Here is a 25,080-nt window from a genome sequence, read left to right on the forward strand (position 1 = left end):
CCGCCTACAGCCCGAGGGAACGAGACAAAGATGACCGAGATCGGAAAGCGCGGCCTGCTCGGCCTCGCCGCCGCCGCCATGGCCGCCCCGGCCCTTGCGCAGCCGGCCTTCCCAAGCCGCACCATCACCATGGTGGTGCCCTTCGCCGCCGGCGGCCCGACGGACACCGTGGCCCGCCTCATCGCCCAGGCCATGACCGGCGCGCTCGGCCAGACCGTGGTGGTGGAGAATGTCGGCGGCGCCGGCGGCACCCTCGGCGCCCAACGCACCGCCCAGGCGCGGCCGGATGGCTACAACATCCTGATGCACCACATCGGCATGGCGACGATCCCGACGCTGTACCGCCGCGTGCCCTACGACGCGATCAACGGCTTCGAGACCATCGGCCTGGTGACCGAGGTGCCGATGACCCTGATCGGCCGCACCGGCCTGCCCGCACAGAACATGGCGGAGCTCGTGGCGCTGGTGAAGCGGGAGGGTGAGAAGCTCAACTACGCCAATGCAGGCATCGGCGCCGCCAGCCACCTGTGCGGCCTGCTGCTGATGCAGGCGCTCGGCACCCGCATGACCACCGTGCCCTATCGCGGCACGGGTCCCGCGATGAACGACCTGCTGGCCGGCACCGTGGACCTGATGTGCGACCAGACCACCAACACGACGGAGCAGATCAAGTCCGGCAGCGTGCGCGGCTTTGCCGTGACGACGGCCGACCGGCTGGAGGCGCTGCCGGACCTGCCGACCGCGGCCCAGGGCGGCCTGCCCGGTTTCGAGGTCAGCGTCTGGCACGGCCTCTACGCACCCAAGGGCACGCCGGCGCCGATCATCCAGCGGCTGAACCAGGCCCTCGTCACCGCCCTGCAGGACCCCAACGTGGCAACCCGCTTCGCCGCCCTCGGCACCGCGCCGGTCCCGGTGGCCCGCGCCACCCCGCAGGCGCATCGCGAATTCTGGCAGGCTGACATCGCCAAGTGGCGCCCCCTGATCCAGGCCGCCGGCCAATACGCCGACTGATCGAAGCCCTCTCCCCCACTCAGGGGGAGAGGGTGGGGTGAGGGGGAAACACGCAGCCCATGCAAGCCATCGTCATCCACGCCGCCCGCGACCTGCGCGTGGAGGACCAGCCGGAAGCGGCCCCCGGCCCCGGCCAGGTCGCCATCCGCATCCGCGCCGGCGGCATCTGCGGCTCCGACCTGCACTACTACCAGCATGGCGGCTTCGGCGTGGTGCGCGTCCGCGAACCCATGGTGCTCGGCCATGAGATCGCCGGCGAGGTCGCTGGCCTCGGCCAGGGCGTCGCCGGACTTGCGGTCGGCGACCGCGTCGCGGTCAACCCTTCCCTGCCCTGCGGCACCTGCAGGTACTGCCTTTCGGGCGAGGCGCAGCACTGCCTCGACATGCGATTCTACGGCAGCGCGATGCGGATGCCGCATGTCGGCGGCGGCTTTCGACAGGTCCTGGTCTGCGAGGCGGCGCGTGCGGTGAAGCTTCCGGCCGACATGCCGTTGCAGCGCGCCGCCTTCGCCGAACCCCTAGCCGTCTGCCTGCACGCCGCCCGCCAGGCCGGCAAGCTGCTCGGCGCCCGCGTGCTGGTCACCGGTGCCGGCCCGATCGGGATGCTGTGCCTGCTGGTCGCGCGTCACGCCGGCGCCCGTCAGGTGGTGATGACGGACTTGGCGCCGAAGCCGCTGGCGCTGGCCCTGCAACTCGGCGCCGATGCCGCGCATGACCTGCGGGCGGACCCGCAGGCGCTCGGTCCCTACGGCGCCGACAAGGGCCATTTCGACGTGGTGTTCGAATGCGCCGGCAGCGGCGCCGCGCTGGCCGGCGCCATCGCCGCGGCCCGGCCGGGTGCCACGATCGTGCAGGTCGGCCTCGGCGGCGATGCAACGGTGCCGCTGAACGCGCTGGTGGCGAAGGAGATCACCCTGCGCGGCACCTTTCGCTTCCACGAGGAATTTGCTCTCGCCGTGGACATCCTGGCGCGCGGCGCCATCGACCCGATGCCGCTTCTGACGGAAGTGCTGCCGATGGATCAGGCCATCGCCGCCTTCGAACTCGCCGCGGATCGGACGCGGGCCATGAAGGTCCAGATCGCCTTCTGATCACCTGTGCATGAAGGCTGCGCCTTCATGCACAGGTAAGTTTAGCTCATCGGCGCCGGCGCTGCGCCTGGCTCGCCGCACCTGCGGCGGGCCGCATTCGCGGCCTCGGCCGGCCGCATCGGCCGCAGGTCTTAACTTGGGGCATCGGGCAGGAGCCCCCCTTCCGCCGCGCGCGGGCCCGCCGCACACTGCTGCGATGCACACCGACGTCGGCCGTACCCGCTTCCCCCTGACCTGCGAAAAGACGCCCGCTCACGGCACCCGTGGCATCGTCGCCAGCAACCACCCCCGCGCCTCGGCCGCCGGGGCGGAGGTGCTGCTGGAAGGCGGCAACGCCGTCGATGCCGCCATCGCCACGCTGTTCGCGCTGACGGTGGTGGAGCCGATGATGGTCGGCGTGCTCGGCGGCGGCGTCGGTCATGTCCGCATGGCCGATGGCCGCCACGCCGTCATCGATGGCCTGTCCACCGCCCCCGCCGCCGCGACCCCCGACATGTACCGCCCCCGCCCCGGCATCCCGCCGGAAGAACGGGAGGTGGAGGGCCGCACCAACGCCATCGGCCCCTTGGCGGTCGCCGTGCCGGCCGCGCTGCGCGCCTGGTCCCACACGCTGTCGCAGTTCGGCACCTGGTCGCTCGCCGATGTGATGGCCCCCGCCATCCGCCTGGCCGCCGAGGGTTTTCGGGCCACCCCCTACCTCTCCGACTGCATCGGCGACGCCGCGGCCGATTTGGCCCGCGACCCGGACCTCGCCGCGCGCTTCCTGCCGGGCGGCGCAAAACTGCCCGCTGGCACCCGCTTCATCCAGGGCGCCTACGCCGAGACGCTACGCACCATCGCGCGCGAGGGCGCCGACGCGCTGCATGACGGCGCGCTCGGCGGCCTGGTGGCGGATGCGCTGGCCCTGGGCGGCGGCATCGTGACTCGGGAAGACCTTCGCGCCAGCCGCCCGATCGAGCGCGCGCCGATCCGCGGTGACTATCGCGGGTACGCGGTGTACGCGCCGCCACCGCCCGCCTCGGCCGGCGTGCACATGGCGCAGATGCTGCAGGTGATGGAAGGCTTCGACGTCGCCGGCATGGGATTCGGCACGGTGGAGGGCTGGCACCTGGTGGCGGAGGTGCTGAAACTCGCCTTCGCCGACCGCTCCGCCGCCACCGCCGACCCGGATTTTGTGCGCGTGCCGATCGACCGCCTGCTGTCGTCCGACTATGCCGAGCTCCGCCGCGAACAGATCGACATGGCCCGCGCGCGGTCCTGGCAGGCGCATCCCTCGCTGGCCGAGTCGAACTACACCACCCACGTCACCGTCGCCGATGCCGCGGGCAACATCGTCGCCACGACGCAGACCATCAACGCGCTGTTCGGCGCCCGCATCGCCATCCCCGGCACCGGCCTGATCGCCAACAACTACATGCACAATTTCGACCCGCGCCCAGGCCTCGCGCTGTCGGTCCAGCCGGGCAAGCGCGTCTTCACCAGCATGGCGCCGACCATCGTGCTGAAGGACGGCAGGCCGGCCTTCGCGCTCGGCCTGCCCGGCGGGTTGAAGATCTTTCCCTCCGCCTTCCAGGCCGTGCTGAACATCATCGACCACGGCATGACCTTGCAGCAGGCCGTCGAGGCGCCGCGAATCTGGACGCAGGGCCTGGCGCTGGAGTTGGAACCCGCCGTGCCGCAGCATGTCGCCGCGGCACTGGCCGCACGCGGCCACGACATCCGGCGCGCCGCCACCATCGGCGGCGGCATGAACGGCATCGCCTTCGGGCCTGACGGCACCATGACCGGCGCCGCCTGCTGGCGCGCCGACGGCACCATCGTCGCACTCGGCGGCGGCCTGGCCCGCGCCGGCGTCCGCTTCACCCTCGAGACCGCTCCCGTCTAGGATACCCCATGACCCAGAAGATCGCCCTGCTGCAGCCCATCGCCGGCGAGATGGCCGACATCATCCAATCCCTGCTGCCCGAGGGCTTTCGCGCGACGGCCGTGAAAGGCCGCACCGTCGAGGACCTCAAGGCCGAGATCGCCGATGCCGACTATGCCTTGTGGTGGGATATCGGCGTTCCGGCGGAGGTGCTGGCGGCCGCCCCGAAGCTGAAGCTGATGCACAAATGGGGCGTCGGCATCGACAACATCGACCTCGACTACTGCCGCGCCCACGGCATCCAGGTCGCCCGCACCACCGGCAGCAATGCGGCCCCGGTCGCCGAGTTCACCATTGGCCTGATGCTCGCCATCGCGCGGCGGATCGTGCCTGCGCACAACACCACCGCCGCCGGCGGCTGGGCCAAGAACGAGATCTGGAAACAGTCGGTGATGCTGACCGGCAAGACCGTCGGCATCATCGGCCTCGGCGCGATCGGCAAGGGCGTAGCGAAGCGGCTGCAGGGCTTCGACTGCCGCGTGCTGTACTACAGCCGCACGAAGCTGCCGGACGCCGAGGCGAAGGCGATCGGCGTCGAGTACCGCGCGCTGGACGACCTGCTGGCCGAGGTCGACTTCCTGTCCCTGAACTGCCCCCTCACCCCCGAAACCAAGGGCATGATCGACGCCCGCGCGCTCGCGAAGATGAAGCCGACCGCGAGCCTGGTGAATGTCGCCCGGGGTGGCGTGGTGGTCGAGGCGGACCTGGTCGAAGCGCTGAAGACAGGGAAGCTGCGCGCCGCGGCCGTCGACGTGTTCGATCAGGAACCGCCGCCGGCCGACCATCCGCTGCTGCACATGGACAACGTGATCGTCTCACCGCACTGCGCCAGCACGGCCTACGAGAACAGCCGCCGCAGCATTGAGCATTGGCTGGGCAACATGGTCCGCGTCTCGAAGGGCGAGCCGATCCCCGACCAGGACCGCGTCCCGTAATAGCCCTCTCCCCCCCCCCCTCGCTTGAGGGGGGAGCGGGCTTCCCTTCACTGCTTCGCGTAGTGGTGGCAGAACCCCGCGCCGATCTCGACCAGCCGGTCCGCGATCAGTTTTCCGGACTCCGCGCTGCAAAGCCGCGGATCGCCGGTGCCCAACCCGTTCGGGCTGACCGCGTCATACTCGATCGGCACGGTCACCTCGGCGCCCTGAAAGCTCAGCGAGCCCCAGCCCATGAACGGCAGCCCGAGCGCCTCCGGCTTGCCGCTGCGCGGCTCCGGGATCAGGTCGGTACGGATGCGCTCCGGGAACAGGTGCATCCCGAGACTGGTCAGAGGATCCGCCCCGTGGCTGGAGACCGCCTTCGCCTTCTCCGCCCCCAGCAGCTTCGGCATCTCCGCATAGGCGATGCGCCACAGATACAGCGCGGGGATCACCGGCCCGCCCTTGTGCATCACCGCCCGGGTCGCCTCGTTCAGCACGGTGACGTTGCCGCCATGGCCGTTGATGACAACCAGCTTGGTCAGCTTGTGCCGCAGCAGTTCGGCGAACACCTCGTCCAGCACGGCGCGGAACGTCGCCGCGGACAGCGCAATGCCGCCCGGCATCGGGCCGAAGAAGTCGCCCTTGCCGAAGGGCAGCACGGGCGCCACCACCGTCCGCGTGCCCTCCGCCGTGGCGCGCAGTGCGATGAGCTCCGCCATCTTCTCGGCGAGGAAGTAGTCACCCATCGGGGCGTGCGGGCCCTGGTCCTCGTGGCTGCCCATCGGCAGCAGGATCACCGGGTTCTGCGGATACAGCGTGCGGGCCTCGTCGCCCGTGATCTCGCCCATGCGGACTTTCGTTGGCGCTATCTCGACCATGCTGGCGGGCTCCTCAATTGATCTCTTCGGCACGAATGCAGGCGACACGGTGCGCCACCCCGCCGAATTCGCGAAGGGGGGGCACCGCCTCAGCACAGGCCGGCCGGGCATGGCGGCAGCGCGTGCGGAAAACGCAGCCGGAGGGCGGGTCGGATGGGCTGGGTGGCTCCCCCGGCAGGATCTCCCGCGTCAGGCGCCGCGCCGGGTCCAGCATCGGCGTCGCCGACAGCAGCGCGCGGGTATAGGGATGCAAGGGCCGGGCGAAGACCGCGTCCACCGGCCCTTCCTCCATCACCCGTCCCAGATACATCACGATCACCCGGTCACACAGGTGCCGTACCACCGGCAGATCATGGCTGATGAACAGCATCGCCAGGCCCAGATCGCGCCGCAGATCCGCCAGCAGCCGCACCACCTGCGCCTGGATGGAAACGTCCAGCGCCGAGACCGGCTCATCCGCCACCAGGAAATCCGGCCCCGTCGCCAGCGCCCGCGCGATGCCAAGCCGCTGCCGCTGGCCGCCGGAGAATTCATGCGGGTAGGCGCCGATGCGGTCCGGGTCCAGCCCAACGCGCCGGAACATATCCGCCAATTTCTCGCGCCGCTCGGCTGGCGAGAGCGCGCCATGGATGATCAGCCCGTCCTCGACCTGGGCGCCGACTGATCGCCGCGCATCCAGGCTGCCGAACGGGTCCTGGAAGACGATGCCCATCCGCGCACGCAACCCGCGCCAGGCCGCGCTGCCCGGCTTCGGCAGCGCCTGTCCATCGAAGCGCACCGCGCCACCGGTTGCCGCCAGCAACCCCAGCAGCACCCGCCCGAGCGTCGACTTCCCGCTGCCACTCTCACCGACCACGCCGAGCGCCTCGCCCCGTGCGACCGTCGCATCCACCCCGGCCACCGCCCGCACAGGCCGCCCGCGCGCGAAGATGCCGCGACCCGCAAAAGTCATCTCCACCGCCTCGGCGACCACAAGCGGATCGCTCATGCCGGGAGCTCCCGCCAGCGGATGCAGCGCACGGCGTGGTCCGGCATCTCCTCCAGCACCGGCGGCGCGGCGGAACACGCCTCGGTCGCATGGGTGCAGCGCGGCGCGAAGCGGCAGCCAGGCGGCCAGGCATCAGGGCGCGGCACCACACCGGGGATGCCTTCCGGCTCGATATCGCCATCCGGCACCGCCGCCAGCAGCGCCCGCGTGTAGGGGTGCAGCGGGTTGGCGAAGACGGTCGCCACCGGCCCTCGCTCCACCACCTGCGCCGCGTACATCACCACCACATCCTCCGCGACCTCCGCCACGACGCCGAGCGAGTGGGTGATGAGCACGACGCCCATGCCCTCCTCGCGCCGCAGCACCGCGAGCAGTTCCAGGATCGCCGCCTGCACCGTCACATCCAGCGCCGTCGTCGGCTCATCCGCAATCAGCAGGCGCGGCTTGTTGGCGATGGCCATCGCGATCATCACGCGCTGCCGCATGCCGCCGGACAATTCATGCGGATAGGCCCGCGCGCGACGGCCGGGGTCGGCGATGCCGACGCGCTTCAGCAACTCCACAGCCTCCGCGGTCGCCTGCGCCGCCGGCACGTCGCGATGCGCGCGGATCGCCTCCGCCACCTGGTCGCCGACGCGATGCACCGGGTTCAGGCTGCTCATCGGGTCCTGAAACACCATCGCCATCGCGCCGCCGCGCAGCTTTCGCCGCTCGGCCTCCGGCATTCGCAGCAGATCCTCGCCCTCGAAGCGCGCCACGCCGTTCGCCACACGCGCCACCGGCGGCAAAAGGCCCATGATGGCGGTCGCCGCCATGGACTTGCCCGACCCGCTCTCGCCGACGATCGCCAGCGTCCGCCCGGCCTCCAGCCGAAAGGTCATGTCCTCCACCGGCCGGATGATCCCAGCCGGCGTCGCGATCTCCACCGTCAGCCCCTGCACATCCAGCAGCGGCGCGGGCGAGGCCGGCGCCGGGAACAACCCCGGCAGCAGCCGGTCCATCAGCCGCAGTTTCCGCGCGCCACCACCGCCGCGCTTGTCCGCCACGTCGCGCACCGCGTCGCACAACAGGTTCATCGCCAGGATGGTGATGGTCAGCGCCAGGCACGGCCACAGCAGCAGGGTCGGCGCCTGTTCCATCGTCGCGCGCGCACCGCGGATCATCAGCCCCCAGCTCGGCGTCGGCGGCACCACGCCGAGGCCCAGGAACGAAAGCCCGCTTTCCAGCACCACCGCGGAGGCTACCGCCAGTGAGATCTGCACCAGCACCGGCCCGGCGATATTCGGCAAGACCGTGCGCAGCAGGATGCGGGGCGTCCGCGCCCCCAGCGCCCGCACCGCCTCCACATAGTCCTGGCTGCGTGCCGACAGCACCTCCGCAAAGCTCACGCGGATGAAGCCCGGCAGGTACAGCACGGACAGCACCAGGATCAGCGTGCCCGTCCCCGGCCCCAGCAGCGTCACCACCAGCAGCGCCAGCAGCACCGGCGGGAAGCACAGCACCACGTCGGCGCCACGAATCGCCAACACCTCCGCCAGCCCGCGGAACCAGCCGCCGAGCAGGCCCAGCATGGTGCCGATCACCGCCGCGATGGCGGTGGAGGCGAAGGCGACGGCCAGCGAGGATTGCGCGCCCCAGATCAGCCGCGACAGCACGTCCCGCCCGAACTCGTCCCGCCCCAGCGGACTGCCGGGCACGTAGGCGGCCAGCCGGTTCGCCACGTCCTGCCGGATCGGGTCCATCAGCGGCAGGATCGGTGCGGCGAAGGCGATCAGGACGATCAGCAGCACCGCGCCGCCAGGCAGCCACAGCTTCCTCATCCGCGCGTGATCCGCGGGTCGAGCGCCGCGTAGACCAGGTCCATGACCAGGTTGATCAGCAGGAACAGGCCGGACACCGTGATGACGATGCCCACCACCATCGGATAATCCCTCGCCTCCACCGCCCGCAGCAGCGGCGTGGACAGGCCCGGCCAGTTGAAGACGTATTCCACCAGCACCGTGCCCCCGAGCAGCGTGCCCATCTGCAACCCCAGCACCGTCGTCACCGGGATCAGCGCGTTGCGCACGACATGCCGGCGCAGCACCCGCTGCGGCGTCAGGCCCTTTGCCCGCGCCGTCCGCACATGATCCCGGGACAGCGCATCCAGCACGGAAGCCCGTGTCATCCGGAAGATCGTCGCCGCCAGCCCCTTGGCGATCGCCACCGCGGGCAGCAGCAGCAGCAGCAGGTGCCGTCCGGGATTTTCCGCGAACGGCGTATAGCCGCCCGCCGGCATCCAGCGCAGCCACTGCGCCAGTACCAGGATAAGCAGCGTGCCCAGCACGAACACCGGGACCGCCTGCAACACCGCCGCCACCGCCGAGGCCGCGCGATCGAATGCCCCGCCCTGCCGCACCGCCGCGAAGGTTCCCGCCGGCAGCGCGATCGCCACCGCGATGATCGTGCCCGCGAAAATCAGCTCCAGCGTGCGCGGCAGCCGCAGCGCGATCTCGGCGGCCACCGGATAGTCATCGACCAGCGACGTGCCGAGGTCGCCCTGCACAAGGCCGGTGATGAAGACCGTGTACTGCTCCAGGATCGGCCGGTTCAGCCCCAGCCGCTCGCGCAGTTCCGCGATGGCGTAGGCATCCGGCATCGCACCGCCGGTGGACAGCAGCATCTCCGCCGGATCGCCCGGCACCATGTGCAGCGCCAGGAAGACGATGGTCGCCACCACCCACATGAGCACCAGCGACAACCCGATGCGCTTCGCGAGCCAGTACATCAGCCGAGCGCCGCGAACTCCAGCAACGCGCCGGATGAGGTGGAGACCGCGCCCGGCAGATTGGCAAAGCCTGTCAGGCGCCGGTCGAAGCCGTAGCCCTGCTCTCGCCAGGCGAGCGCGACCACCGGCACTTCCTCCAGCGCCGCCCGCTGCATGTCCTTGTAGATCTCCACGCGCTTTGCCGTGTCGAACTCCGCGCGCCCCTTGCCGAGCAACTCCACCGTGCGCGGCGTGGACAGGCCGAAGGACCGGCCATGCGCGGCCGACAACGAAGTGTCCAGCACCACCGTCAGCCCATCCGGATCGTTGAAGTCGGCGGAGACGCCGTGGATGGCGATGTCGTACTGCCCGCGGATACCCGCACTCACGCGCGTGGACCAATCCGTCAGCCGCAACTCCGCCTGGATGCCGATGGCCGCCAGGTATTGCTGGCTGATTTCCGCCGTATCCTTGTGCATCCCGAACTGGGAGGTCGCCAGCAGCGTCGTCGAGAAGCCGTTCGGAAATCCCGCCTGCGCCAGCAGCGCCTTGGCGCGCTCCGGGTTGTAGGCGTGGCCCTTCGAAAGCTCCGCATCCCACCACGGTGTGCCCTCGACGATCGGGATGCCCTCGATCGGCGCGCCGCGGCCGGAGAAGGCGACGCGCACGATATCCTCCCGCTTCACGGCATGCGCCACGGCACGGCGCACCAGCGGGTTGTTGAAGGGCGGGCGCGTGCCGTTGAACAGGATGTCCATGAACGGACCCATCTGCGCATCCAGCTTGAGGCGCGGATCGGCATCGACCGCCGCCATGCCGGACCACGGCACGTATTCGATGATGTCGACATCGCCGGATTGCAGCGCCGCCAGCCGCAGATTTTCGTCGGCGTAGATCGTCATGCGGATGGTGCGGCTGCGCGGCAGGCCCGGCACCCAGTAGTTTGGCGCCGCCTGCAACTCCATCCAGGACCCGCGTTCCTGCGACGCCACGCGATACGGCCCGCAGCCCACGGCCGCGTTCATGTCGCGGGATCCGCGCCAGACGATCGCCATGTTGTAGTTCGCGAACCACAGCGGCACCGTCGCTACCGGCTGCTTCATCACCAGCCGCACCGTGTGCGGGTCCGGCGTCTCGACACGCTCGATCAGCTGCATCTGCGTGCGGTAGTAGGCGGTGGAGCGTTCGGCCGCGACCTGCTCGATGGTCCACTTCACGTCCTCCGACGTGACCTTCTCGCCATTGTGGAACACCGCCTCCGGCCGCAGCTTGAAGACCCAGGCGCGCTCCGCGTCCAGTTCGATGCTGTGGGCCAGTTCACCCTGCACCTCACCCTTCTCGTCGAACCGTGTCAGGCGGCGATGGATCAGCATCTTCACCGTGCCGGCCGAGGCGCCCGTCGACGGCCAGGGCTGCAGGTTCGGCGGCCAGGCCGAAAGCCCCATGCGCAGCACCCCGGGCCGCGCCTGCGCCGCCGCGCGGTTGGTCAGCAGGGCTGCGCCGCCCAGGCTCGCAGCCGCGCCGAGGATGGTGCGTCGGGTCAGGTTGGTCATCGACTTGGCCTTTCGCACCGGCGTGCGGTGCAGCAGAAAATTCCATGCAGATGCCACGCGGCGCAGCGTCGCGAGTCAAGCAGAATCCGTCGCGAAGACCCGAACCGCGTCGGCCGATATCGCGAAAGGATGTGCTGTACCCAGCACCGCCCCATTCCGTCGCGGAACCCGCACCATGAAGTCCTCACGCCCGCCGAAGGCGAGCCGCAGCCGGCAGTGGTCGCCGAGATACACCACCTCCAGCACCCGCCCCGCCAGGATGCCGCCCGCCACCGCCCGCTCCGGCCGGATCGAGGCGACCACGGGCGCTCCCGGCCGCAGACCATGCGGCGCGCAGCCCAGCACCGTGCCATCCGCCAGGCGCAGATGCCCGGCATCCAGCACCACCGCGTCCAGGCGGTTATTCTCCCCGATGAAGCCAGCGACAAAGAGGTTCGCCGGCCGCTCATACACCTCCTCCGCCGTGCCGATCTGCTGGATGCGGCCCTGGTCGAAGACGGCGATGCGGTCGGACAGCGTCAGCGCCTCGGACTGGTCATGCGTCACATGCACCATGGTCACGCCGGTTTCGGCATGGATGCGGCGGATCTCGCCCTGCAACTCCTCCCGCAACTGCTTGTCGAGCGCCCCCATCGGCTCGTCCAGCAGCACCAGGCTCGGCGTGAAGATCAGCGCCCTCGCCAGCGCCACGCGCTGCTGCTGCCCGCCGGACAATTGCTGCGGCCGCCTGTCGCCGAAGCCGCGCAGTCGCACCATCTCCAGCGCCCGCGCCACGCGCCCCGCAATCTCCGCGCGGCCCATGCGGCGTATGGACAGCGGAAACGCCAGGTTCTGCGCCACGCTCAGATGCGGGAACAGCGCGTAGTTCTGGAACACCACACCGATCCCACGCCGGTGCGGCGGCAGCGTGTCGATCCGCACGCCCTCAAGCTCGATCCGCCCGGCCGTCGGATCCTCGAAGCCCGCCAGCATCATCAGCGTCGTGGTCTTGCCCGACCCGGATGGCCCGAGCAGCGTCAGCACCTCCCCGCGCATCACCTCCAGGTCTAGCCCGGCCACCGCCTGCACGCGCCCGTCATAGCTCTTCGACACATCGGCGAAGCGCACCAGCACCTCGCTCACCGCGCGCGTTTCCGCAGCAACTCGCTGGCCAGCAGGAACACCAGCGAGCACAGGAACAGCAACGTCGCCGCCGCCAGGATGGTCGGGCTGAGAAACTCCCGCACCGAGGCATACATCTGCCGGGGCAGCGTGAACTGGCCGGGACCTGCCATGAACAGCGTGATGACGAACTCATCCAGCGACGTTGCGAAGGCGAACACGGCACCTGCCGCGATCCCCGGCCAGATATTCGGCACCATCACCCGCAGGATCGCCGGAACCGGCGCCGCGCCAAGCGAGGCCGCCGCGCGCAGCAGCGTCGCATCGAAGGTCCGCAAGGTCGCCAGCACCGCCACCACCACGAAGGGCACGGCGACAACGGTATGCGCCAGCACCAGCCCCGCCAGCGACCCCGTCAGCCCGATGATGGAATAGGCGAAGAACATCGCCGCCGCCGTGACGATGTAGGGCGTCACCATCGGCAGCGTCAGGAGCACTACCAGCACCCCCCGCCCGCGAAACCGCCCGAGCGTCAGCCCGATGGCCGCCATCGTCCCCAGCAGCGTCGCGACCACGGTGGTGGCGATGGCGACGACGAAGCTGTTGCGCGTCGCCAGCACCCAGCGCCCGGCGGTCAGGAACTCCTCGTACCAGCGCAGCGAGAACCCGCGCGGCGGCAGCACCATCGCCTCGGTGGGGGAAAAGGACAGCACCACCACCGCCGCCATCGGCGCCAGCAGAAACAACAGCACCAATGCCGTGGTGCCACGCAGCAGGATGCGCGCCGCCGGGTGTTCGCGCATCAGCCGCGCGCGCCCATCGCGACGCCGCCGGTCACCGCCCGCACCAGCGCCACCACCGCCCCGGTCATCGCCAGCAGATACGCGGACAGCGCCGCGGCCATGCCCCAGTTCACGTCGCGGCTCATGAAGTTCGCGATGAACCAGGCCACCATCTGGTCACGGTCACCGCCGACCAGCGCCGGCGCCGTGTACATCCCGACCGACAGCAGGAACACCATCGCGCCACCCGCCAGCACGCCCGGCAGGCTCAGCGGCAGCCACACGCGGACAAACCGCTGCACACCATTCGCGCCGAGCGAGGCCGCGGCCCGCAGATAGGTCGCATCCAGCCGCACCATCACGCTGTGCATCGGCAGGATGGCAAATGGCAACAGCACATGCACCAGCGCCAGCACCACGGCGAAGCGCGTGCCGAGCATCTGCACCGGCGCCTCCGCCAGCCCCAGCGCCAGCAGCGCCGCATTCACCGGCCCCTCCCGCTGCAACAGCACGAACCAGGCCGTGGTGCGCACCAGCACGGAGGACCAGAACGGAATCAGCACCAGCGTCATGGCAATGGAGGACCACGGCGCCCGCAGCCGCGCGATGGTGTAGGCCACCGGGTAGGCCAGCAGCACGCAGATCCCCGTCACCAGCAGGCTGATGCCGAAGGTCCGCAGGAACAGCGTCCGGTACAGTCTTTCGTCAAGCGGCACCGCGCTGATGTCGCCGGCGGGGCTGCGCGTGAAGTCCATCGCCCGCAGCAGGTACAGCGAAGTCAGTGGCCCGGTCGCGCGCGCCAGCATCGCCCAGGTTTCCGTCTCACCCCACCGTGCATCCAGCGCCGGCAAGGACCCCCGGTAGGGCGCTTGCAGCCGGTCCGCCGCCCGCGCCGTGCGCAGCAGCAGCGTGCGGCTGCCCGTCCGCTCGAAGTTCAACCGCTGCGCCACATCGCCGATGCGCCGGGCCTCCAGCGCCGCGCCCAACTCCCGCACGATTGCGGCGAAAGCGGCCTCCTCCGGCAGCCCCTGCCCGTCCCAGCCGCGCAGCGCCGCCACCGTCTCCGGCAGCGCCGCCGCCACCTCCCGGTCCTGCACCGCGCGGAACAGCGTGACGCCCACCGGCAGCAGGAAACTGCCGAGGATCAGCAGCAGCAGCGGCGCGATCAGCAGCGCCGCCAGCCGGTTCGTTCGATTCAACGCGTCAGCCAGGAAGCGAAGCGCTGCTCCAGGTCCGGCCCATGCTCCAGCCAGAACTCGGTATCGATCTCGAGCCCGCCCGCCTGGTGGTTCGTCATCATCAGCGGGTTGCGCGCCCGCACATCCGGGTCCTCCGCCACCGCGCGCGTCACGGGGTTGATCGGCCAGAGGCGCGTCAGCTCCAGCAGCGGCGCCGGGTTGGTGATGTGCTCGATCAGCCGCATCCCCTGTGCCGCGTTTTCGGACCCCCGCACCACCGCCCAGCTGTCATAGGCATAAAGCAGCGTCGGCCAGCGCAGATTGTACCGCGCGCCGGCGCGGATGCCGTTCGCCACCCGCCCGACGAAGCCCACCGCGAACGCCACCTCGCCGCTGTTCACCAGCTCGATCGGCTGCTGCCCGCCGGTCCAGAAGCTCAGGTTCGGCCGCAGCCGGTCGAGCGCCGCGAAGGCCCGCTGCTGCCCCGAAGGCGTCGCCAGCACGCGGTACACCTCGCCTGGCGGCACGCCATCGCCCATCAGCGCGATCTCCAGCGTCATCCGCGCGCCGCGCCGCAGGCTGCGCCGGCCAGGGAAGCGCTGCGTATCCCAGAACTCCACGAAATTCGCCGGCCCCACCGGATGCCGCGCCTCGTCGTAGAACACGGAGACGCCCCAACCGATCGCCCCTGCCCCACAGGTGGTGGCCGCCCCCGGCACGAACTTGTCGCGGTTCACCACGGACCAGTCGATGCGCTCGAAGATGCCGTCCTCGCAGCCGCGCACCAGATCCGGTGCCTCCACCATCACCACGTCCCAGGTGACGTTGCGGGCCTGCACCATCGCCCGGATCGGCCCGACATTGTAGTCGTAGGCGGTATCCACCACCGGCCCGCCGGCGAAGGTCGAGAACAGCGTCCGCCGCATGTGGTCCTGCAAGGCGCCGCCACCCGCGACCACCGTCAGGTCCCGGGCCACGGCCGGCGCCGCAGCCAGCAGAAGCGCGGCAAGAGGGGCAAGCAGGCGCCGCATGGTCATGGCCTCCGGTCGGTGGTGGCGAGAATCGTCTCGACAGGCGTGATGTGCCAGCCCGCATTCTTCCGGGCGTAGTAGGTATTCAGCAAGCGCGTTGTCACCGGCCCCGGCACACCAGACCCGAGCGGCGCGCCGTCCAGCCGCGTCACCGGGAACAGGCCGCAGGAGGTCGCGGTCAGGAACGCCTCCTCCGCCGCCGCCAACTGCTCCGGCATCAGCCGCCCATACTGCGCCGGAATGCCAAGCTCGCCCGCGATCTCGAACATGGTGCGGCAGGAAATTCCCTCCAGCACCCCGGCCTCTGGCGAGACCAGGCGGCCGCCGATCACCGCCACCACGTTGAAGCCCGGCGCCTCCGCCACCGCACCGTCCGTGGCACACAGGATGGGCACGTCGTGCCCGGCATCCTTGGCCAGGAATGCCGCGCGCAGGAAGTCGCCCCAGTGGCTGTTCTTCCACACCGGGTTCACGGCCGAGGCCGGAATCCGCGTGACCTCCCGCACCAGCATCGCATGCTGCCCGCGCTGCATCTCCGCCGGCTGCCCGCGCAGCACCAGCGGCGTGACGGTGGCAAAGAAGCGGTTCGCGGAGGCCGTGGGGTCGCGCGTCCCCGGCACCGCCATCCCGCGCGTGCAGGCGAAATACACCAGCGCATCCGGCAGCCCGCTCTGCCGCACCAGGTCCGCCAGCAGCGCGCGCATCGCGTCCCGGCTCATGCCGGGGTCCAGCCGCAGCCCGGCCATTGATGCGAAGAAGCGGTCCAGGTGATCCTCAAGCCGGAAGAACCCGCCGCGCCAGACATGCACCACGTCATAGGTCATGTCGGCATACATCAGGCCGAGGTCGCGCACGGAAATCTTCGCATCCGCCAGCGGCACCACCGCGCTGTCGATCCAGCCGAGGGCGCGGCTGAAATCGGCGTTCTCCACGGTCAGGTGGGTCGGAACCTGCAAGGCTTCGGCCATCGGCGACTCCAGGGCGGGGCCAGGGTGCGTCATGGCGGGGGTGGGGTGAAGGCACCCTGCCCCGCTACCTCGGCCCAGGCCTGGAAGGGCGGGGACGGTGCCACCTCCCCCGCCCGGATCATCTCCAGCCACGCGGCCGTCGCCCTGACAAAACGGTTCACCCCTCGCGGCCAGATCGGCAGGCTCATCGCCTCCGCCATCCGCGGCTCCTCGACGCCGAGTGCATAGGCGGAACGCAACGCAACCCGCAGTCCCCAGTCCTCCTCGCAGGCGGTGTGGATGCCGACCAGCGCCAGCCGCGCCAGCCCCGGCGCCAGCGCGCCATCGCCCAGCAGCGCATCCAGCCCGTCGAGATATCCCTGTGCGGCCGGCAGCGCCGGAAACTGCGCCTGCCAGTGGTCCGCCATGCAGGCCCAGCGACGCGCCCCCGCCGCCCAGCCGACCAGCCGGAATACTGCCTGCGCCAGCGCATCGTCGCCGCCAGCCAAACGGAACTTGTGCAGGTGGTGGGTGCCAACTGGCTCCTCGCAGGCCGCCAGGATCGCAAGCCACACCACCTCCCGCTCCAGCGGCGCCAGGTGGCGTGGCTCCAGCGTCAGGGCGCGGTACATCGCCTCGTAGGCGATATGCAACTCGGGCAGCGCCGCGGCCATGGCGCCGTGATGCGGCAGCACGAAGCCGCGCGCCTCACGGATATGCGTCAGGGCCGCGCGGACATCCTCGGGGGTGGGGGGCATGGACCGATCCTGCGAAGCGCACGGGGCCGGGTCAACCGCGCAGGGGTGGCGCGCGAGTGGCGGCGTGCTTCACTGCCACCGGTCAAACAGGAACCGGAGCCCAAAGATGCGCCGCCGCCACGCCCTCGCGCTGCTGTCAGCGCCCCTCCTCCTGCCGCGCCCCGGCCAGGCCCAGACCGGCCCCCAGCCCGCCTGGGCGCCGACCCGCCCGGTGACGCTGGTGGTGCCCTTCCCGCCCGGCGGCCCGACGGATCTCGCCGCCCGCGTGGTCCAGCAGGGCATGCAGGCGGCGCTCGGCCAGACCGTGATTGTGGACAACCGCCCGGGTGCCACTGGCGCCATCGGCTCCCGCTTCGTGGCGCAGCAGCCAGGCGACGGCCACACGCTGCTGGTCGCGGCCAGCGGCACGCTGACCATCAACCCGGTCGTCATGCGGACCCCCGGCTACGACGTGGAGAAGGACTTCACCCCCGTCACCCTGGTGATGACGGCGCCGAACATGCTGGTGGTGCATCCCTCCGTACCAGCGACGACGGTGGCGGAGGTGGTGGCCTGGATGAAGACGCAGCCGGGCGGCCCGGCCTACGCCTCCTCCGGCGTCGGCTCCTCCGAACAACTCGGGATGGAACTGTTCAAGCTGCTGACCAGGACGGAGGCGGTCGCGGTGCCCTTCGCCGGTGGCCCCGCCGCCGCCACCGCGGTCATCCAGAACACCGCCCCCTTCGCCGTGCTCAATGCCGCGACCGTCGGCCCGCATGTGCAGGCCGGGCGCTTGCGCGGCATCGCCATCTGCGGCCCGCGCCGCTTCCCGCAACTGCCGGACGTGCCGACCATGACCGAGCAGGGCCTGCCCGAGCACGTCTCCGGCTCCTGGACCGCCATCGTCGCCCCGGCCGCGACTCCGGAGCCGGTGCTGGAGCGGCTGAACCAGGTGATCGTCGCCGCGCTGCGCACGCCGGAGGTCACGGCGCGGCTGGCCCAGGTCGGCTTCGCCGTCGATGCCACGTCGCGCGAGGCACTCGGAACGCTGCTGGCGGAGGACCTCGCCCGCTGGCGGCGCGTGGTGCGCGAGGCCAGGATCCAGGTGAACTGAAGCGCCCCCGCGGGTCAGATCAGCGCAAAAGCGCGTCGATCGTCTCGGCGGCGCGGGCCACGGTGAAGGGCTTGGCGAGGAACGGCGCGCCAGGCAGCCCGCGCCCCGGCTCCGCCGCCCGCAACCGGCCGGAGGCATAGACCACCGGCAGGAACGGCCGCAGCTGGCGCGCCGCATGCGACAGGTCGAAGCCATCCGCACCTGGCAGGTTGATATCGGTCAGCAGCACATCGATTTCCGGCCGCCGCGCCAGCAATCCCAGCGCAACCTCGGCGTCCTCCGCCTCAAGCACGGTGAACCCGGCATCCGTCAGCCCCTCCACCAGGGTCATCCGGACCAGGGGATCATCCTCGACCAATAGCAGAGTCTGCGGCCCCGCCTGCATGCCAATCTCCTCGACACCTGCAAGGTAGACCCGCCGCGCGCCCAATGCGTTTATGCAGCCCGTGACGAGTGCGTGATCGCGCGCCTTGTGACCGCGCTCGCCTCGACATGCCGTGGTGTGCCGCGAACGGCGCAGGCTCGTCACCGCAAAAGAATGATTAAGCCGGCGACGGCGCCCCATGCCTCTTGTCTCCGCCGCGCCGCAGGCCATACAGGCAATCATGCCACCGACAGACATCGCCATCGTCGGCGCGGGCCTCGCCGGCCTCGCCTGCGCCAAAACCCTCGCCGCCTACGACGTGCGGCTGCGCCTCTATGACAAGGGCCGCGGCCCCGGCGGCCGCATGGCGACGCGCCGCGTCGAAGCCGCGGGGCATGTGCTGAACTTCGACCACGGCGCACAATACCTGACTGCTCATGGCGATGCCTTCGCCGCCGTGCTGGACGCGGCCCATGCCAAGGAATGGCCCGATGCCGGGCGCCGCGTCGGCGTGCCACGCATGGCCTCCGTCCCACGCGCGCTGGCGGAGGGTCTCGACATCGACCTCTCCCGCCACGTCACCGAAATCTCCGGCGCGCCCGGCGCCTGGTACCTGCACCACCTGGATGCCCGCCAGGTCCGCCCCGGCCGCCCGATGCCGACCACGACGCCGGAGCGCGACGGTCCCTTCCAGGCCGTGATCCTGGCGCTGCCCGCACCCCAGGCCCAGGCCCTGCTGGCCGGCCCGGCGCCGCATCTGGCCACGGTGCTCGACGTGGTGCGGTTCGAGCCCTGCTGGACCCTTATGCTGGCCTTCCCCGAGCGGCTCGACCTGCCGGACACGCTGCGCCCCGCCGCCGGCCCGATCGGCTGGGCGGCCCGCGACAGCTCCAAGCCCGGCCGTGATGCCAGCCTGGAGCTTTGGGTGGTGCAGGGTGGCCCGGCCTGGTCGCGCGAACATGTCGAGCTTCCGGCCGAGGACGCCGCCGCGCGGCTGCTGGAAGCCTTCGCGGTGCAGGCCGGCACGGCCCTGCCGGAGCCGTTCTACAAATCCGCGCATCGCTGGCGCTATGCGCTGGTCGAGGTGCCGCTCGGCGCGCCCTGCCTGTGGGATGCCGCCAGCGGGCTCGGCGCCGCCGGCGACTGGTGCATCGGCGCCCGCGCCGAGGCCGCGGTGGACAGCGCCGCCGCCCTCGTCGCCGCCATCCGGAGCACATGACCGGTCTCGACGAGACGCTGGTGGAGACCTTCCGCCTGCTGTCGCGCGGCGTCTCGGACCGCCGCCACCCGTTCCACACACCGACGCTGGCGACGCTGGCCGCCGATGGCGCCCCCACCGCCCGCACCCTGGTGCTGCGCGGTTTCGAGGCGCCGTCCCGCACGCTTCGCCTGCACAGCGATGCACGCGCCGGGAAGGTCGCGGAACTTGCCGTCGAGCCGCGCGCCGCGCTGCACCTTTACGATGCCGGCGCCGCCATCCAGCTGCGCCTGTCCGGCCATGTCACCCTGCACAGGGACGACGGAATCGCGGACGCCGCCTGGGCCGCGACGCGGGATTTCAGCCGCCTGTGCTACGCCATCCAGCCCGCCCCCGGCACGCCGTGCCCCGAGCCACCCTCCGCACCCACCGATCCGGTTGCCGGCCGCGCGCAGTTCTGCGTGCTGCTGTTTCGCATCGCGCGACTCGAATTCCTGCACCTAGCCGCCGCCGGCCACAGGCGCGCGCGCTTCACCTGGCCCGCCGGCGGCACGCCCGAGGCGACCTGGCTGGTGCCATGACCTGCGCGCCACGATTCCAGCGCGGCCCGATCCGGTCTAGTCTCGCCGCATGACCTCCCCCGACGCCATCACCGCCGAGATCCTGCGCCAGACCGCCGAGCGCGGCCCCGCCAAAAGCATCTGTCCCAGCGAGGTCGCCCGCGCGCTGGAGCCCGATGCGGATCGCTGGCGCCGCCTGATGGGCCCGATCCGCGCCGCCGCCATTCGCCTGGCACGTGCCGGCCAAGTCGACATCCTGCGCAAGGGCAAGCCCGCCAGCCCGGATTCCGAGATCCGCGGCGTCATCCGCCTGCGTGCCCCCTCGGGGTCTTCCGAAGCATGAGCACCGCCGAACTGCTGCGCGGCCGCGGCCCGGCCGGGCTGCCGCCCGCCATGCCGCTGAACTTTGCCGCCCTGCAACTGCCCGCCTCACCCAACGCGGTACTGCTGGCCCCGCCGGGCCTGACGACGCAGCGCCACATCACCCTTCCCCTGCTGCCGGTTTCGCCGGAGGCCGCCTGGGCCGCGCTGCGCATGCTGGGCGAAGGCGAGCCGCGCTGCTGGAAACTGGCGGAGTGGCCGGAACTGCGGCAGGTGCAGTGGGTGGTGCGCTCCCGCCTCGCCAACTTCCCGGACATCGTGGTGGGCCAGGCGGTCCCGCTGGTCGGCGGCGCCGGCATCTTCCTCTATTCACGCAGCCTGATCGGCTATTCCGATTTCGGCACCAATCGGCGCCGCATGCTGGCCTGGCGGGCCCGGCTGGAAGATGCCCTCCGCACCCGCTAGAGCGTGATCGCCAAAGGCTGGAACGGCCGGAGGCGTGAATCACGCGAAGAAAAACATATCGCGCTCCGGACACCCCCGCCCATGCGCCGCCTCGGCACCTTCCTGCGTGACGCCTGGGCGCTCGCCCGCCCCTACTGGTCCAGCGAGGAACGCGGCCGCGCGCGGCTGTTGCTGGCCGCAGTCGTCATCCTGAACCTGTCGCTCGTCGGCATGACGGTGGTGCTGACCTACTGGCAGCGCGCCTTCTACAACGCGCTGGAGGCGAAGGATCCCGCAACCTTCTGGTCGCTGATCTTCCTGGGCGGGGAGGCCGACGGCACCTGGTTCCCCGGCTTCAGCGTCATCGCCGCCGCCTATATCCTGGTCGCCGTCTACCAGCTTTACCTGCGCCAAGCGCTGCAGATCCGCTGGCGCAGCTGGCTGACGCGCAACTATCTCGACGCCTGGCTGGCCGACCGCGCCTACTACCGCATCGCACTCACCGATGCGCAGACCGATAATCCCGACCAGCGCATCGCCGACGACCTGCGGCTGTTCGTGGACGACATGCTGAGCCTCGGCCTCGGCCTGATGAACAGCGTCGTCACCCTGGTATCCTTCATCTTCGTGCTCTGGTCGCTGTCCGGGCCGCTGGAGATCCTTGGCGTCTCGATCCCTGGCTACATGGTGTGGGTGGCGCTGCTGTATTCCGCCATCGGCACCTGGCTCGCCCACCTGATCGGCCGGCCGCTGATCCGCCTGAACTTCCTGCAACAGCGGGTCGAGGCGGATTTCCGCTACGCCCTGGTGCGCTTCCGCGACAACGTCGAGGGCATCGCCCTGCATGGCGGGGAGGCCGATGAAAAGCGCGGCCTGCTCGCCCGCTTCCAGGCGCTGACCGAGAACTGGTGGGGCATCATGACCGCCACCAAGCGCCTCACCTTCTTCACTGCCGGCTACACCCAGGTCGCCAGCATCTTTCCCCTGGTCGTCGCCGCACCGGGCTACTTCGCCGGCCGCATCCCGCTCGGCGGGCTGATCCAGACCAGCACCGCCTTCGGCCAGGTGCAGGGCGCGCTGTCCTGGTTCGTCGACGAATACGCCCGGCTGACGGAGCTTCTGGCCACGGTGCAGCGCCTCACCGGCTTCCAGCAGGCCATCGCCATCGCCCGCGCCACCACCACCGGCCCGCAGCCGGTCCCCGACGCCGGCGAGGCCGTGACACTGGATGGCGCGACGCTCGCCCTGCCCGATGGCCGCATCCTGCTGCGGGACGTCTCGCTGCGCGTCGAGAAGGGCGAGGCGGTGCTGATCTCCGGCGCCTCCGGCAGCGGCAAATCGACCCTGTTCCGGGCGCTCGCCGGCATCTGGCCCTTCGGCCAGGGCCGCTTGCACATCCCCGACGGCGCCCGCGCGCTGTTCCTGCCGCAGCGGCCCTACCTGCCGCTCGGCACGCTGCGCCGCGCCGTCTGCTACCCGCTGGACGCCGCGCTGGTGCCGGACGAACAGGTGCAAGCGGCGCTCGCCGATGTCGGTCTCGCCCATCTGCAGGACCGGCTCGATGTCGAGGACATCTGGGACCGGCGACTTTCGGGCGGCGAGCAGCAGCGGCTTGCCTTCGCCCGGGCGCTGCTGTCGAAGCCTGACTTCCTGTTCCTGGACGAGGCCACCGCCAGCCTCGACCCTGCCGCCGAGGCCATGCTGTACCGCCTGGTCACGGAAAGGCTGCCGGATGCCGGCCTTCTGTCCATCGCCCACCGGCCCGCAGTCGCCGCCTTCCATGGCCGGCAGCTTCGTGTCGACGAGGCCGGTTTGCAGCCCAACCCGGCCTGACGCTCAGGCCGCCCCCTCGCGCATCAACGCCACAAGCTGGTCCAGCGCCTTTCCCCAGCCCACCTGGAACCCCATCGCCGCATGCCGGTCGCGGTCCGCGGCATCCTTGTGCAGCACCCGCGCCGTATAAAGCGTGCCCTCCGCCACCGCCTCCAGCGTCAGGATGGCCGTGACGAAGGGCTTGGCAGAGGGCCGCCAGCCCGGCGCCAGCGCATCGGTCCAGACCAGCCGCTGATGCGGCACCACCTCCAGCCAGCAGCCAACATTGTCGAAGCGCTCGCCGGCCGGCCCCTGCATCACGGTGCGGAAGATGCCACCGGGCCGCAGGTCCACCTCCGCCTCCAGCGTCCGCCAGGGCGCCGGGGTGAACCAGCGCACCAGATGCTCCGGCCTGGTCCAGGCCTCCCACACCAGCCCGGGCGAAATCGGCACCTCGCGCGTGAACACCAGGTCCAGCGCGCCTTCCTCATCCTGCGTCATCGGCATCCTCCTGCGTCGAGGCAGGTCAGCCTGCCAGAACCCGCAGCACCGCGTCACCGTAGCGGTCCAGCTTGGTGCGCCCGACACCGGCGATCTGGCCAAGCTGGTCCAGGCTGCGCGGCTTCTGGGCCGCGATCTCGGCGAGCGTCCGGTCCTGGAAGATGACATAGGCCGGCACCGACTGCGCCTGCGCCTCCCCCCGCCGCCAATCGCGCAGCGCTTCGAACACCGCATCCCCCACCGGTGCCGCCGCCCCTGCCCCCCGCGCGCCACGCGAGGCCGGCGCGGCGCGGCCGCCCGGCTGCACCAGATCCTCCCGCAGCATCACCTGCTGCTCGCCCTTGAGGATCGGCTTCGCCGCATCCGTCGGCACCAGCTCCCCATGGTTCTGCACCGCCACGTCCAGCGCGCCGCGCGCCACCAGCTGCCGCGCCACCCCGCGCCAGGCGACGTCGGAGAGGTCCTTTCCAACCCCGAAGGTGGGCAACTTGTCATGCGCGAATTGCGCGACCTTGTCGGTCAGCTTGCCGCGCAGCACGTCCACCACATGGGCGACCCCGAAGCGCCGCCCGGTGCGCAGCACGGCCGAAAGCATCTTCTGCGCCGCCACCGTCCCGTCGAACAGCTTCGGCGGGCTGAGGCAGACGTCGCAATTCCCGCAGGGTGGCGGCTCCGGCTCGCCGAAGCAGCGCAGCAGGATCTGCCGGCGGCAGGACGCCGCCTCGGCGATCGCCACCATCGCCTCCAGCCGCTGCCGCTCGATCCGCTTCTGCTCCGGCGCCGCCGGGCTCTCCTCGATCCGGTGCCGGCCGAGCGCGATGTCCCCGGCGCCGTACAGCAGCAGCGCCCGCGCCGGCAGGCCATCACGACCGGCGCGGCCGATTTCCTGGTACCAGCTCTCCGGCGATTTTGGCAGGTCGAGATGCACCACCCACCGCACATCCGGCCGGTCGATGCCCATGCCGAAGGCGATGGTGGCGCACATCACCACGCTGTCGCCGCGGGCGAAGCGCCGATGCGCCTCCCGCTTCGCCTGGCTTTCCATGCCGGCGTGGAAGGCCAGCGCGTCCTGCCCCTCCCCGCGCAGCCATTCCGCCGTCTGGTCGGTCTTGTTGCGGGTCCCGCAATAGACGATGCCGGCCCCGCCCTTCGAGGCTTCCTCCCGCAGCAGCGCCCGCAACTGCGCCCGTTCCTGCTCCCGCGGCGCCGCCTCGATGCGGATGTTCGGCCGGTCGAAGCCGCCGCGAAACACCGGGTCCTCGGCCAGGCCGAGCTGAAGTCGGATATCCTCCACCGTGCGCGGATCCGCGGTCGCGGTCAGCGCCAGGCGCGGCACCCGCGCGAAGCGCTGCGCCAGCACGCCGAGCGTGCGGTATTCCGGCCGGAAGTGGTGCCCCCACTGGGACACGCAATGTGCCTCGTCCACCGCGAACAGCGCCACCGGCAGGCTTTCCAGCCGGCTCAGCATGCCCTCCAGCGCCAGCCGCTCCGGCGAGACATACAGCAGCTTGATGCCGCCCTCATGCAGGTCGCGCAGCACAGTCCGCGACTCGCCCTCGGGCAGGTCCGAATGCAGCGCCGCCGCCGCCACACCCTGCTGGCGCAGCGCCGCGACCTGGTCTTCCATCAGCGCGATGAGGGGGGAGACGACGATGCCGACCCCCGGCCGGCACAGCGCCGGCACCTGGAAGCACAGCGACTTGCCGCCACCGGTCGGCATCAGCACCAGGCCGGACCCGCCACCCGCGACATGCCGCACCACCTCCTCCTGCCGCCCCCGGAAGCCGGGGTGGCCGAAGACGCGGCTCAGCACATCGAGCGGATCGGTGCTCTCGTCGGGGTAGTCAGGCGTAGCGACAGGGAATCGGCCGTCATCGGGCAT

Annotated in this window: 24 protein-coding genes; 10 read left to right on the forward strand and 14 right to left on the reverse strand. The window is 70.9% G+C overall.

Annotated elements, in window-relative coordinates; translation table 11 throughout:
* Window positions 1-30 precede the first annotated feature (30 nt).
* The 4 genes from ACLF3G_RS02060 (at window position 31) to ACLF3G_RS02075 (ending at window position 4,961) form a co-directional block, all read left to right on the forward strand.
* Entirely contained in the window at window positions 31-1,011 is a 981-nt protein-coding gene (locus ACLF3G_RS02060) for a tripartite tricarboxylate transporter substrate-binding protein (RefSeq protein WP_430667647.1), read from the forward strand.
* Between the two features lie 59 nt (window positions 1,012-1,070).
* Window positions 1,071-2,102: an L-idonate 5-dehydrogenase gene (locus ACLF3G_RS02065; RefSeq protein ID WP_430667648.1), complete on the forward strand. Its 1,032-nt coding sequence runs from the start codon at window positions 1,071-1,073 to the stop codon at window positions 2,100-2,102.
* Window positions 2,103-2,298: 196 nt separating this feature from the next.
* The gene (ggt, locus tag ACLF3G_RS02070) at window positions 2,299-3,987 is read left to right on the forward strand and encodes a gamma-glutamyltransferase (RefSeq protein ID WP_430667649.1); all 1,689 of its coding nucleotides are present in this window, start codon (window positions 2,299-2,301) and stop codon (window positions 3,985-3,987) included.
* Between the two features lie 8 nt (window positions 3,988-3,995).
* Complete coding sequence (locus ACLF3G_RS02075; protein WP_430667650.1) at window positions 3,996-4,961, forward strand: 2-hydroxyacid dehydrogenase; 966 nt, start codon at window positions 3,996-3,998, stop codon at window positions 4,959-4,961.
* A 47-nt stretch (window positions 4,962-5,008) separates the two neighbouring features.
* Here ACLF3G_RS02075 and ACLF3G_RS02080 read toward each other — a convergent pair whose 3' ends face one another.
* From ACLF3G_RS02080 to ACLF3G_RS02130, 11 genes are all read right to left on the reverse strand, one after another.
* Window positions 5,009-5,821, reverse strand: a complete 813-nt coding sequence (locus tag ACLF3G_RS02080) for a creatininase family protein (protein WP_430667651.1) — start codon at window positions 5,819-5,821, stop codon at window positions 5,009-5,011.
* A 13-nt stretch (window positions 5,822-5,834) separates the two neighbouring features.
* Window positions 5,835-6,809: an ABC transporter ATP-binding protein gene (locus tag ACLF3G_RS02085; RefSeq protein ID WP_430667652.1), complete on the reverse strand. Its 975-nt coding sequence runs from the start codon at window positions 6,807-6,809 to the stop codon at window positions 5,835-5,837.
* The gene (locus tag ACLF3G_RS02090; protein ID WP_430667653.1) at window positions 6,806-8,629 is read right to left on the reverse strand and encodes a dipeptide/oligopeptide/nickel ABC transporter permease/ATP-binding protein; all 1,824 of its coding nucleotides are present in this window, start codon (window positions 8,627-8,629) and stop codon (window positions 6,806-6,808) included. Before ACLF3G_RS02090 ends, ACLF3G_RS02085 begins: the two co-directional genes overlap by 4 nt.
* The gene (locus ACLF3G_RS02095; protein WP_430667654.1) at window positions 8,626-9,576 is read right to left on the reverse strand and encodes an ABC transporter permease; all 951 of its coding nucleotides are present in this window, start codon (window positions 9,574-9,576) and stop codon (window positions 8,626-8,628) included. The genes ACLF3G_RS02090 and ACLF3G_RS02095 overlap by 4 nt, the downstream gene beginning before the upstream one ends.
* A complete protein-coding gene (locus tag ACLF3G_RS02100; protein WP_430667655.1) occupies window positions 9,576-11,108 on the reverse strand; it encodes an ABC transporter substrate-binding protein in 1,533 nt (510 codons plus the stop codon). Before ACLF3G_RS02100 ends, ACLF3G_RS02095 begins: the two co-directional genes overlap by 1 nt.
* A 75-nt stretch (window positions 11,109-11,183) precedes the next feature.
* Window positions 11,184-12,230 carry an ABC transporter ATP-binding protein gene (locus ACLF3G_RS02105; RefSeq protein ID WP_430667656.1) on the reverse strand — a complete coding sequence of 349 codons (1,047 nt, stop codon included), beginning with the start codon at window positions 12,228-12,230 and terminating at the stop codon, window positions 11,184-11,186.
* Complete coding sequence (locus ACLF3G_RS02110; protein WP_430667657.1) at window positions 12,227-13,012, reverse strand: ABC transporter permease; 786 nt, start codon at window positions 13,010-13,012, stop codon at window positions 12,227-12,229. Before ACLF3G_RS02110 ends, ACLF3G_RS02105 begins: the two co-directional genes overlap by 4 nt.
* On the reverse strand, window positions 13,012-14,190 hold the full coding sequence (locus ACLF3G_RS02115) for an ABC transporter permease (RefSeq protein ID WP_430667658.1): 1,179 nt from the start codon (window positions 14,188-14,190) through the stop codon (window positions 13,012-13,014). Before ACLF3G_RS02115 ends, ACLF3G_RS02110 begins: the two co-directional genes overlap by 1 nt.
* Entirely contained in the window at window positions 14,187-15,200 is a 1,014-nt protein-coding gene (locus ACLF3G_RS02120) for an extracellular solute-binding protein (protein WP_430667659.1), read from the reverse strand. The genes ACLF3G_RS02115 and ACLF3G_RS02120 overlap by 4 nt, the downstream gene beginning before the upstream one ends.
* 2 nt (window positions 15,201-15,202) lie before the next feature.
* The gene (locus tag ACLF3G_RS02125; protein ID WP_430667660.1) at window positions 15,203-16,168 is read right to left on the reverse strand and encodes an aminotransferase class IV; all 966 of its coding nucleotides are present in this window, start codon (window positions 16,166-16,168) and stop codon (window positions 15,203-15,205) included.
* Between the two features lie 29 nt (window positions 16,169-16,197).
* Window positions 16,198-16,905, reverse strand: a complete 708-nt coding sequence (locus ACLF3G_RS02130; RefSeq protein WP_430667661.1) for a hypothetical protein — start codon at window positions 16,903-16,905, stop codon at window positions 16,198-16,200.
* A 106-nt stretch (window positions 16,906-17,011) separates the two neighbouring features.
* Between ACLF3G_RS02130 and ACLF3G_RS02135 the strand changes: the two genes are divergently transcribed.
* Window positions 17,012-17,998: a Bug family tripartite tricarboxylate transporter substrate binding protein gene (locus tag ACLF3G_RS02135; protein WP_430667662.1), complete on the forward strand. Its 987-nt coding sequence runs from the start codon at window positions 17,012-17,014 to the stop codon at window positions 17,996-17,998.
* A gap of 19 nt (window positions 17,999-18,017) precedes the next feature.
* Here the strand turns inward: ACLF3G_RS02135 and ACLF3G_RS02140 are convergent, their stop codons facing one another.
* On the reverse strand, window positions 18,018-18,383 hold the full coding sequence (locus ACLF3G_RS02140; RefSeq protein ID WP_430667663.1) for a response regulator: 366 nt from the start codon (window positions 18,381-18,383) through the stop codon (window positions 18,018-18,020).
* Between the two features lie 220 nt (window positions 18,384-18,603).
* Here ACLF3G_RS02140 and ACLF3G_RS02145 point away from each other — a divergent pair, with 220 nt between their 5' ends.
* From ACLF3G_RS02145 to ACLF3G_RS02165, 5 genes are all read left to right on the forward strand, one after another.
* Window positions 18,604-19,581 (forward strand): NAD(P)/FAD-dependent oxidoreductase, encoded by a 978-nt coding sequence (locus tag ACLF3G_RS02145; RefSeq protein ID WP_430667664.1) that lies wholly within the window; start codon window positions 18,604-18,606, stop codon window positions 19,579-19,581.
* Window positions 19,578-20,141, forward strand: coding sequence for a pyridoxamine 5'-phosphate oxidase family protein (locus tag ACLF3G_RS02150; RefSeq protein WP_430667665.1), 564 nt, complete (start codon window positions 19,578-19,580; stop codon window positions 20,139-20,141). The genes ACLF3G_RS02145 and ACLF3G_RS02150 overlap by 4 nt, the downstream gene beginning before the upstream one ends.
* Before the next feature lie 49 nt (window positions 20,142-20,190).
* Window positions 20,191-20,463 carry a DUF3253 domain-containing protein gene (locus ACLF3G_RS02155; protein ID WP_430667666.1) on the forward strand — a complete coding sequence of 91 codons (273 nt, stop codon included), beginning with the start codon at window positions 20,191-20,193 and terminating at the stop codon, window positions 20,461-20,463.
* On the forward strand, window positions 20,460-20,906 hold the full coding sequence (locus ACLF3G_RS02160) for a DUF1499 domain-containing protein (protein WP_430667667.1): 447 nt from the start codon (window positions 20,460-20,462) through the stop codon (window positions 20,904-20,906). Before ACLF3G_RS02155 ends, ACLF3G_RS02160 begins: the two co-directional genes overlap by 4 nt.
* Before the next feature lie 81 nt (window positions 20,907-20,987).
* A complete protein-coding gene (locus ACLF3G_RS02165; protein WP_430667668.1) occupies window positions 20,988-22,718 on the forward strand; it encodes an ABC transporter ATP-binding protein/permease in 1,731 nt (576 codons plus the stop codon).
* Between the two features lie 3 nt (window positions 22,719-22,721).
* Here the strand turns inward: ACLF3G_RS02165 and ACLF3G_RS02170 are convergent, their stop codons facing one another.
* Entirely contained in the window at window positions 22,722-23,198 is a 477-nt protein-coding gene (locus ACLF3G_RS02170) for an SRPBCC family protein (protein WP_430667669.1), read from the reverse strand.
* A gap of 25 nt (window positions 23,199-23,223) precedes the next feature.
* Window positions 23,224-25,080: a DNA helicase RecQ gene (recQ, locus tag ACLF3G_RS02175; RefSeq protein WP_430667670.1), complete on the reverse strand. Its 1,857-nt coding sequence runs from the start codon at window positions 25,078-25,080 to the stop codon at window positions 23,224-23,226.

The sequence above is a fragment of the Falsiroseomonas sp. HC035 genome (assembly GCF_050563525.1).
Lineage (GTDB): Bacteria > Pseudomonadota > Alphaproteobacteria > Acetobacterales > Acetobacteraceae > Falsiroseomonas.

Excerpts from the sequence above, each read along its gene's own strand:
- ACLF3G_RS02120 (WP_430667659.1), bottom strand. The coding sequence starts at position 15,200 with ATGCGGCGCCTGCTTGCCCCTCTTGCCGCGCTTCTGCTGGCTGCGGCG.
- ACLF3G_RS02090 (WP_430667653.1), bottom strand. The coding sequence starts at position 8,629 with ATGAGGAAGCTGTGGCTGCCTGGCGGCGCGGTGCTGCTGATCGTCCTG.
- ACLF3G_RS02125 (WP_430667660.1), bottom strand. The coding sequence starts at position 16,168 with ATGGCCGAAGCCTTGCAGGTTCCGACCCACCTGACCGTGGAGAACGCC.
- ACLF3G_RS02080 (WP_430667651.1), bottom strand. The coding sequence starts at position 5,821 with ATGGTCGAGATAGCGCCAACGAAAGTCCGCATGGGCGAGATCACGGGC.
- ggt (WP_430667649.1), top strand. The coding sequence starts at position 2,299 with ATGCACACCGACGTCGGCCGTACCCGCTTCCCCCTGACCTGCGAAAAG.
- ACLF3G_RS02095 (WP_430667654.1), bottom strand. The coding sequence starts at position 9,576 with ATGTACTGGCTCGCGAAGCGCATCGGGTTGTCGCTGGTGCTCATGTGG.
- ACLF3G_RS02150 (WP_430667665.1), top strand. The coding sequence starts at position 19,578 with ATGACCGGTCTCGACGAGACGCTGGTGGAGACCTTCCGCCTGCTGTCG.
- recQ (WP_430667670.1), bottom strand. The coding sequence starts at position 25,080 with ATGCCCGATGACGGCCGATTCCCTGTCGCTACGCCTGACTACCCCGAC.
- ACLF3G_RS02145 (WP_430667664.1), top strand. The coding sequence starts at position 18,604 with ATGCCACCGACAGACATCGCCATCGTCGGCGCGGGCCTCGCCGGCCTC.
- ACLF3G_RS02160 (WP_430667667.1), top strand. The coding sequence starts at position 20,460 with ATGAGCACCGCCGAACTGCTGCGCGGCCGCGGCCCGGCCGGGCTGCCG.
- ACLF3G_RS02130 (WP_430667661.1), bottom strand. The coding sequence starts at position 16,905 with ATGCCCCCCACCCCCGAGGATGTCCGCGCGGCCCTGACGCATATCCGT.
- ACLF3G_RS02155 (WP_430667666.1), top strand. The coding sequence starts at position 20,191 with ATGACCTCCCCCGACGCCATCACCGCCGAGATCCTGCGCCAGACCGCC.
- ACLF3G_RS02075 (WP_430667650.1), top strand. The coding sequence starts at position 3,996 with ATGACCCAGAAGATCGCCCTGCTGCAGCCCATCGCCGGCGAGATGGCC.
- ACLF3G_RS02110 (WP_430667657.1), bottom strand. The coding sequence starts at position 13,012 with ATGCGCGAACACCCGGCGGCGCGCATCCTGCTGCGTGGCACCACGGCA.
- ACLF3G_RS02170 (WP_430667669.1), bottom strand. The coding sequence starts at position 23,198 with ATGACGCAGGATGAGGAAGGCGCGCTGGACCTGGTGTTCACGCGCGAG.
- ACLF3G_RS02135 (WP_430667662.1), top strand. The coding sequence starts at position 17,012 with ATGCGCCGCCGCCACGCCCTCGCGCTGCTGTCAGCGCCCCTCCTCCTG.
- ACLF3G_RS02065 (WP_430667648.1), top strand. The coding sequence starts at position 1,071 with ATGCAAGCCATCGTCATCCACGCCGCCCGCGACCTGCGCGTGGAGGAC.
- ACLF3G_RS02085 (WP_430667652.1), bottom strand. The coding sequence starts at position 6,809 with ATGAGCGATCCGCTTGTGGTCGCCGAGGCGGTGGAGATGACTTTTGCG.
- ACLF3G_RS02100 (WP_430667655.1), bottom strand. The coding sequence starts at position 11,108 with ATGACCAACCTGACCCGACGCACCATCCTCGGCGCGGCTGCGAGCCTG.
- ACLF3G_RS02140 (WP_430667663.1), bottom strand. The coding sequence starts at position 18,383 with ATGCAGGCGGGGCCGCAGACTCTGCTATTGGTCGAGGATGATCCCCTG.
- ACLF3G_RS02060 (WP_430667647.1), top strand. The coding sequence starts at position 31 with ATGACCGAGATCGGAAAGCGCGGCCTGCTCGGCCTCGCCGCCGCCGCC.
- ACLF3G_RS02165 (WP_430667668.1), top strand. The coding sequence starts at position 20,988 with ATGCGCCGCCTCGGCACCTTCCTGCGTGACGCCTGGGCGCTCGCCCGC.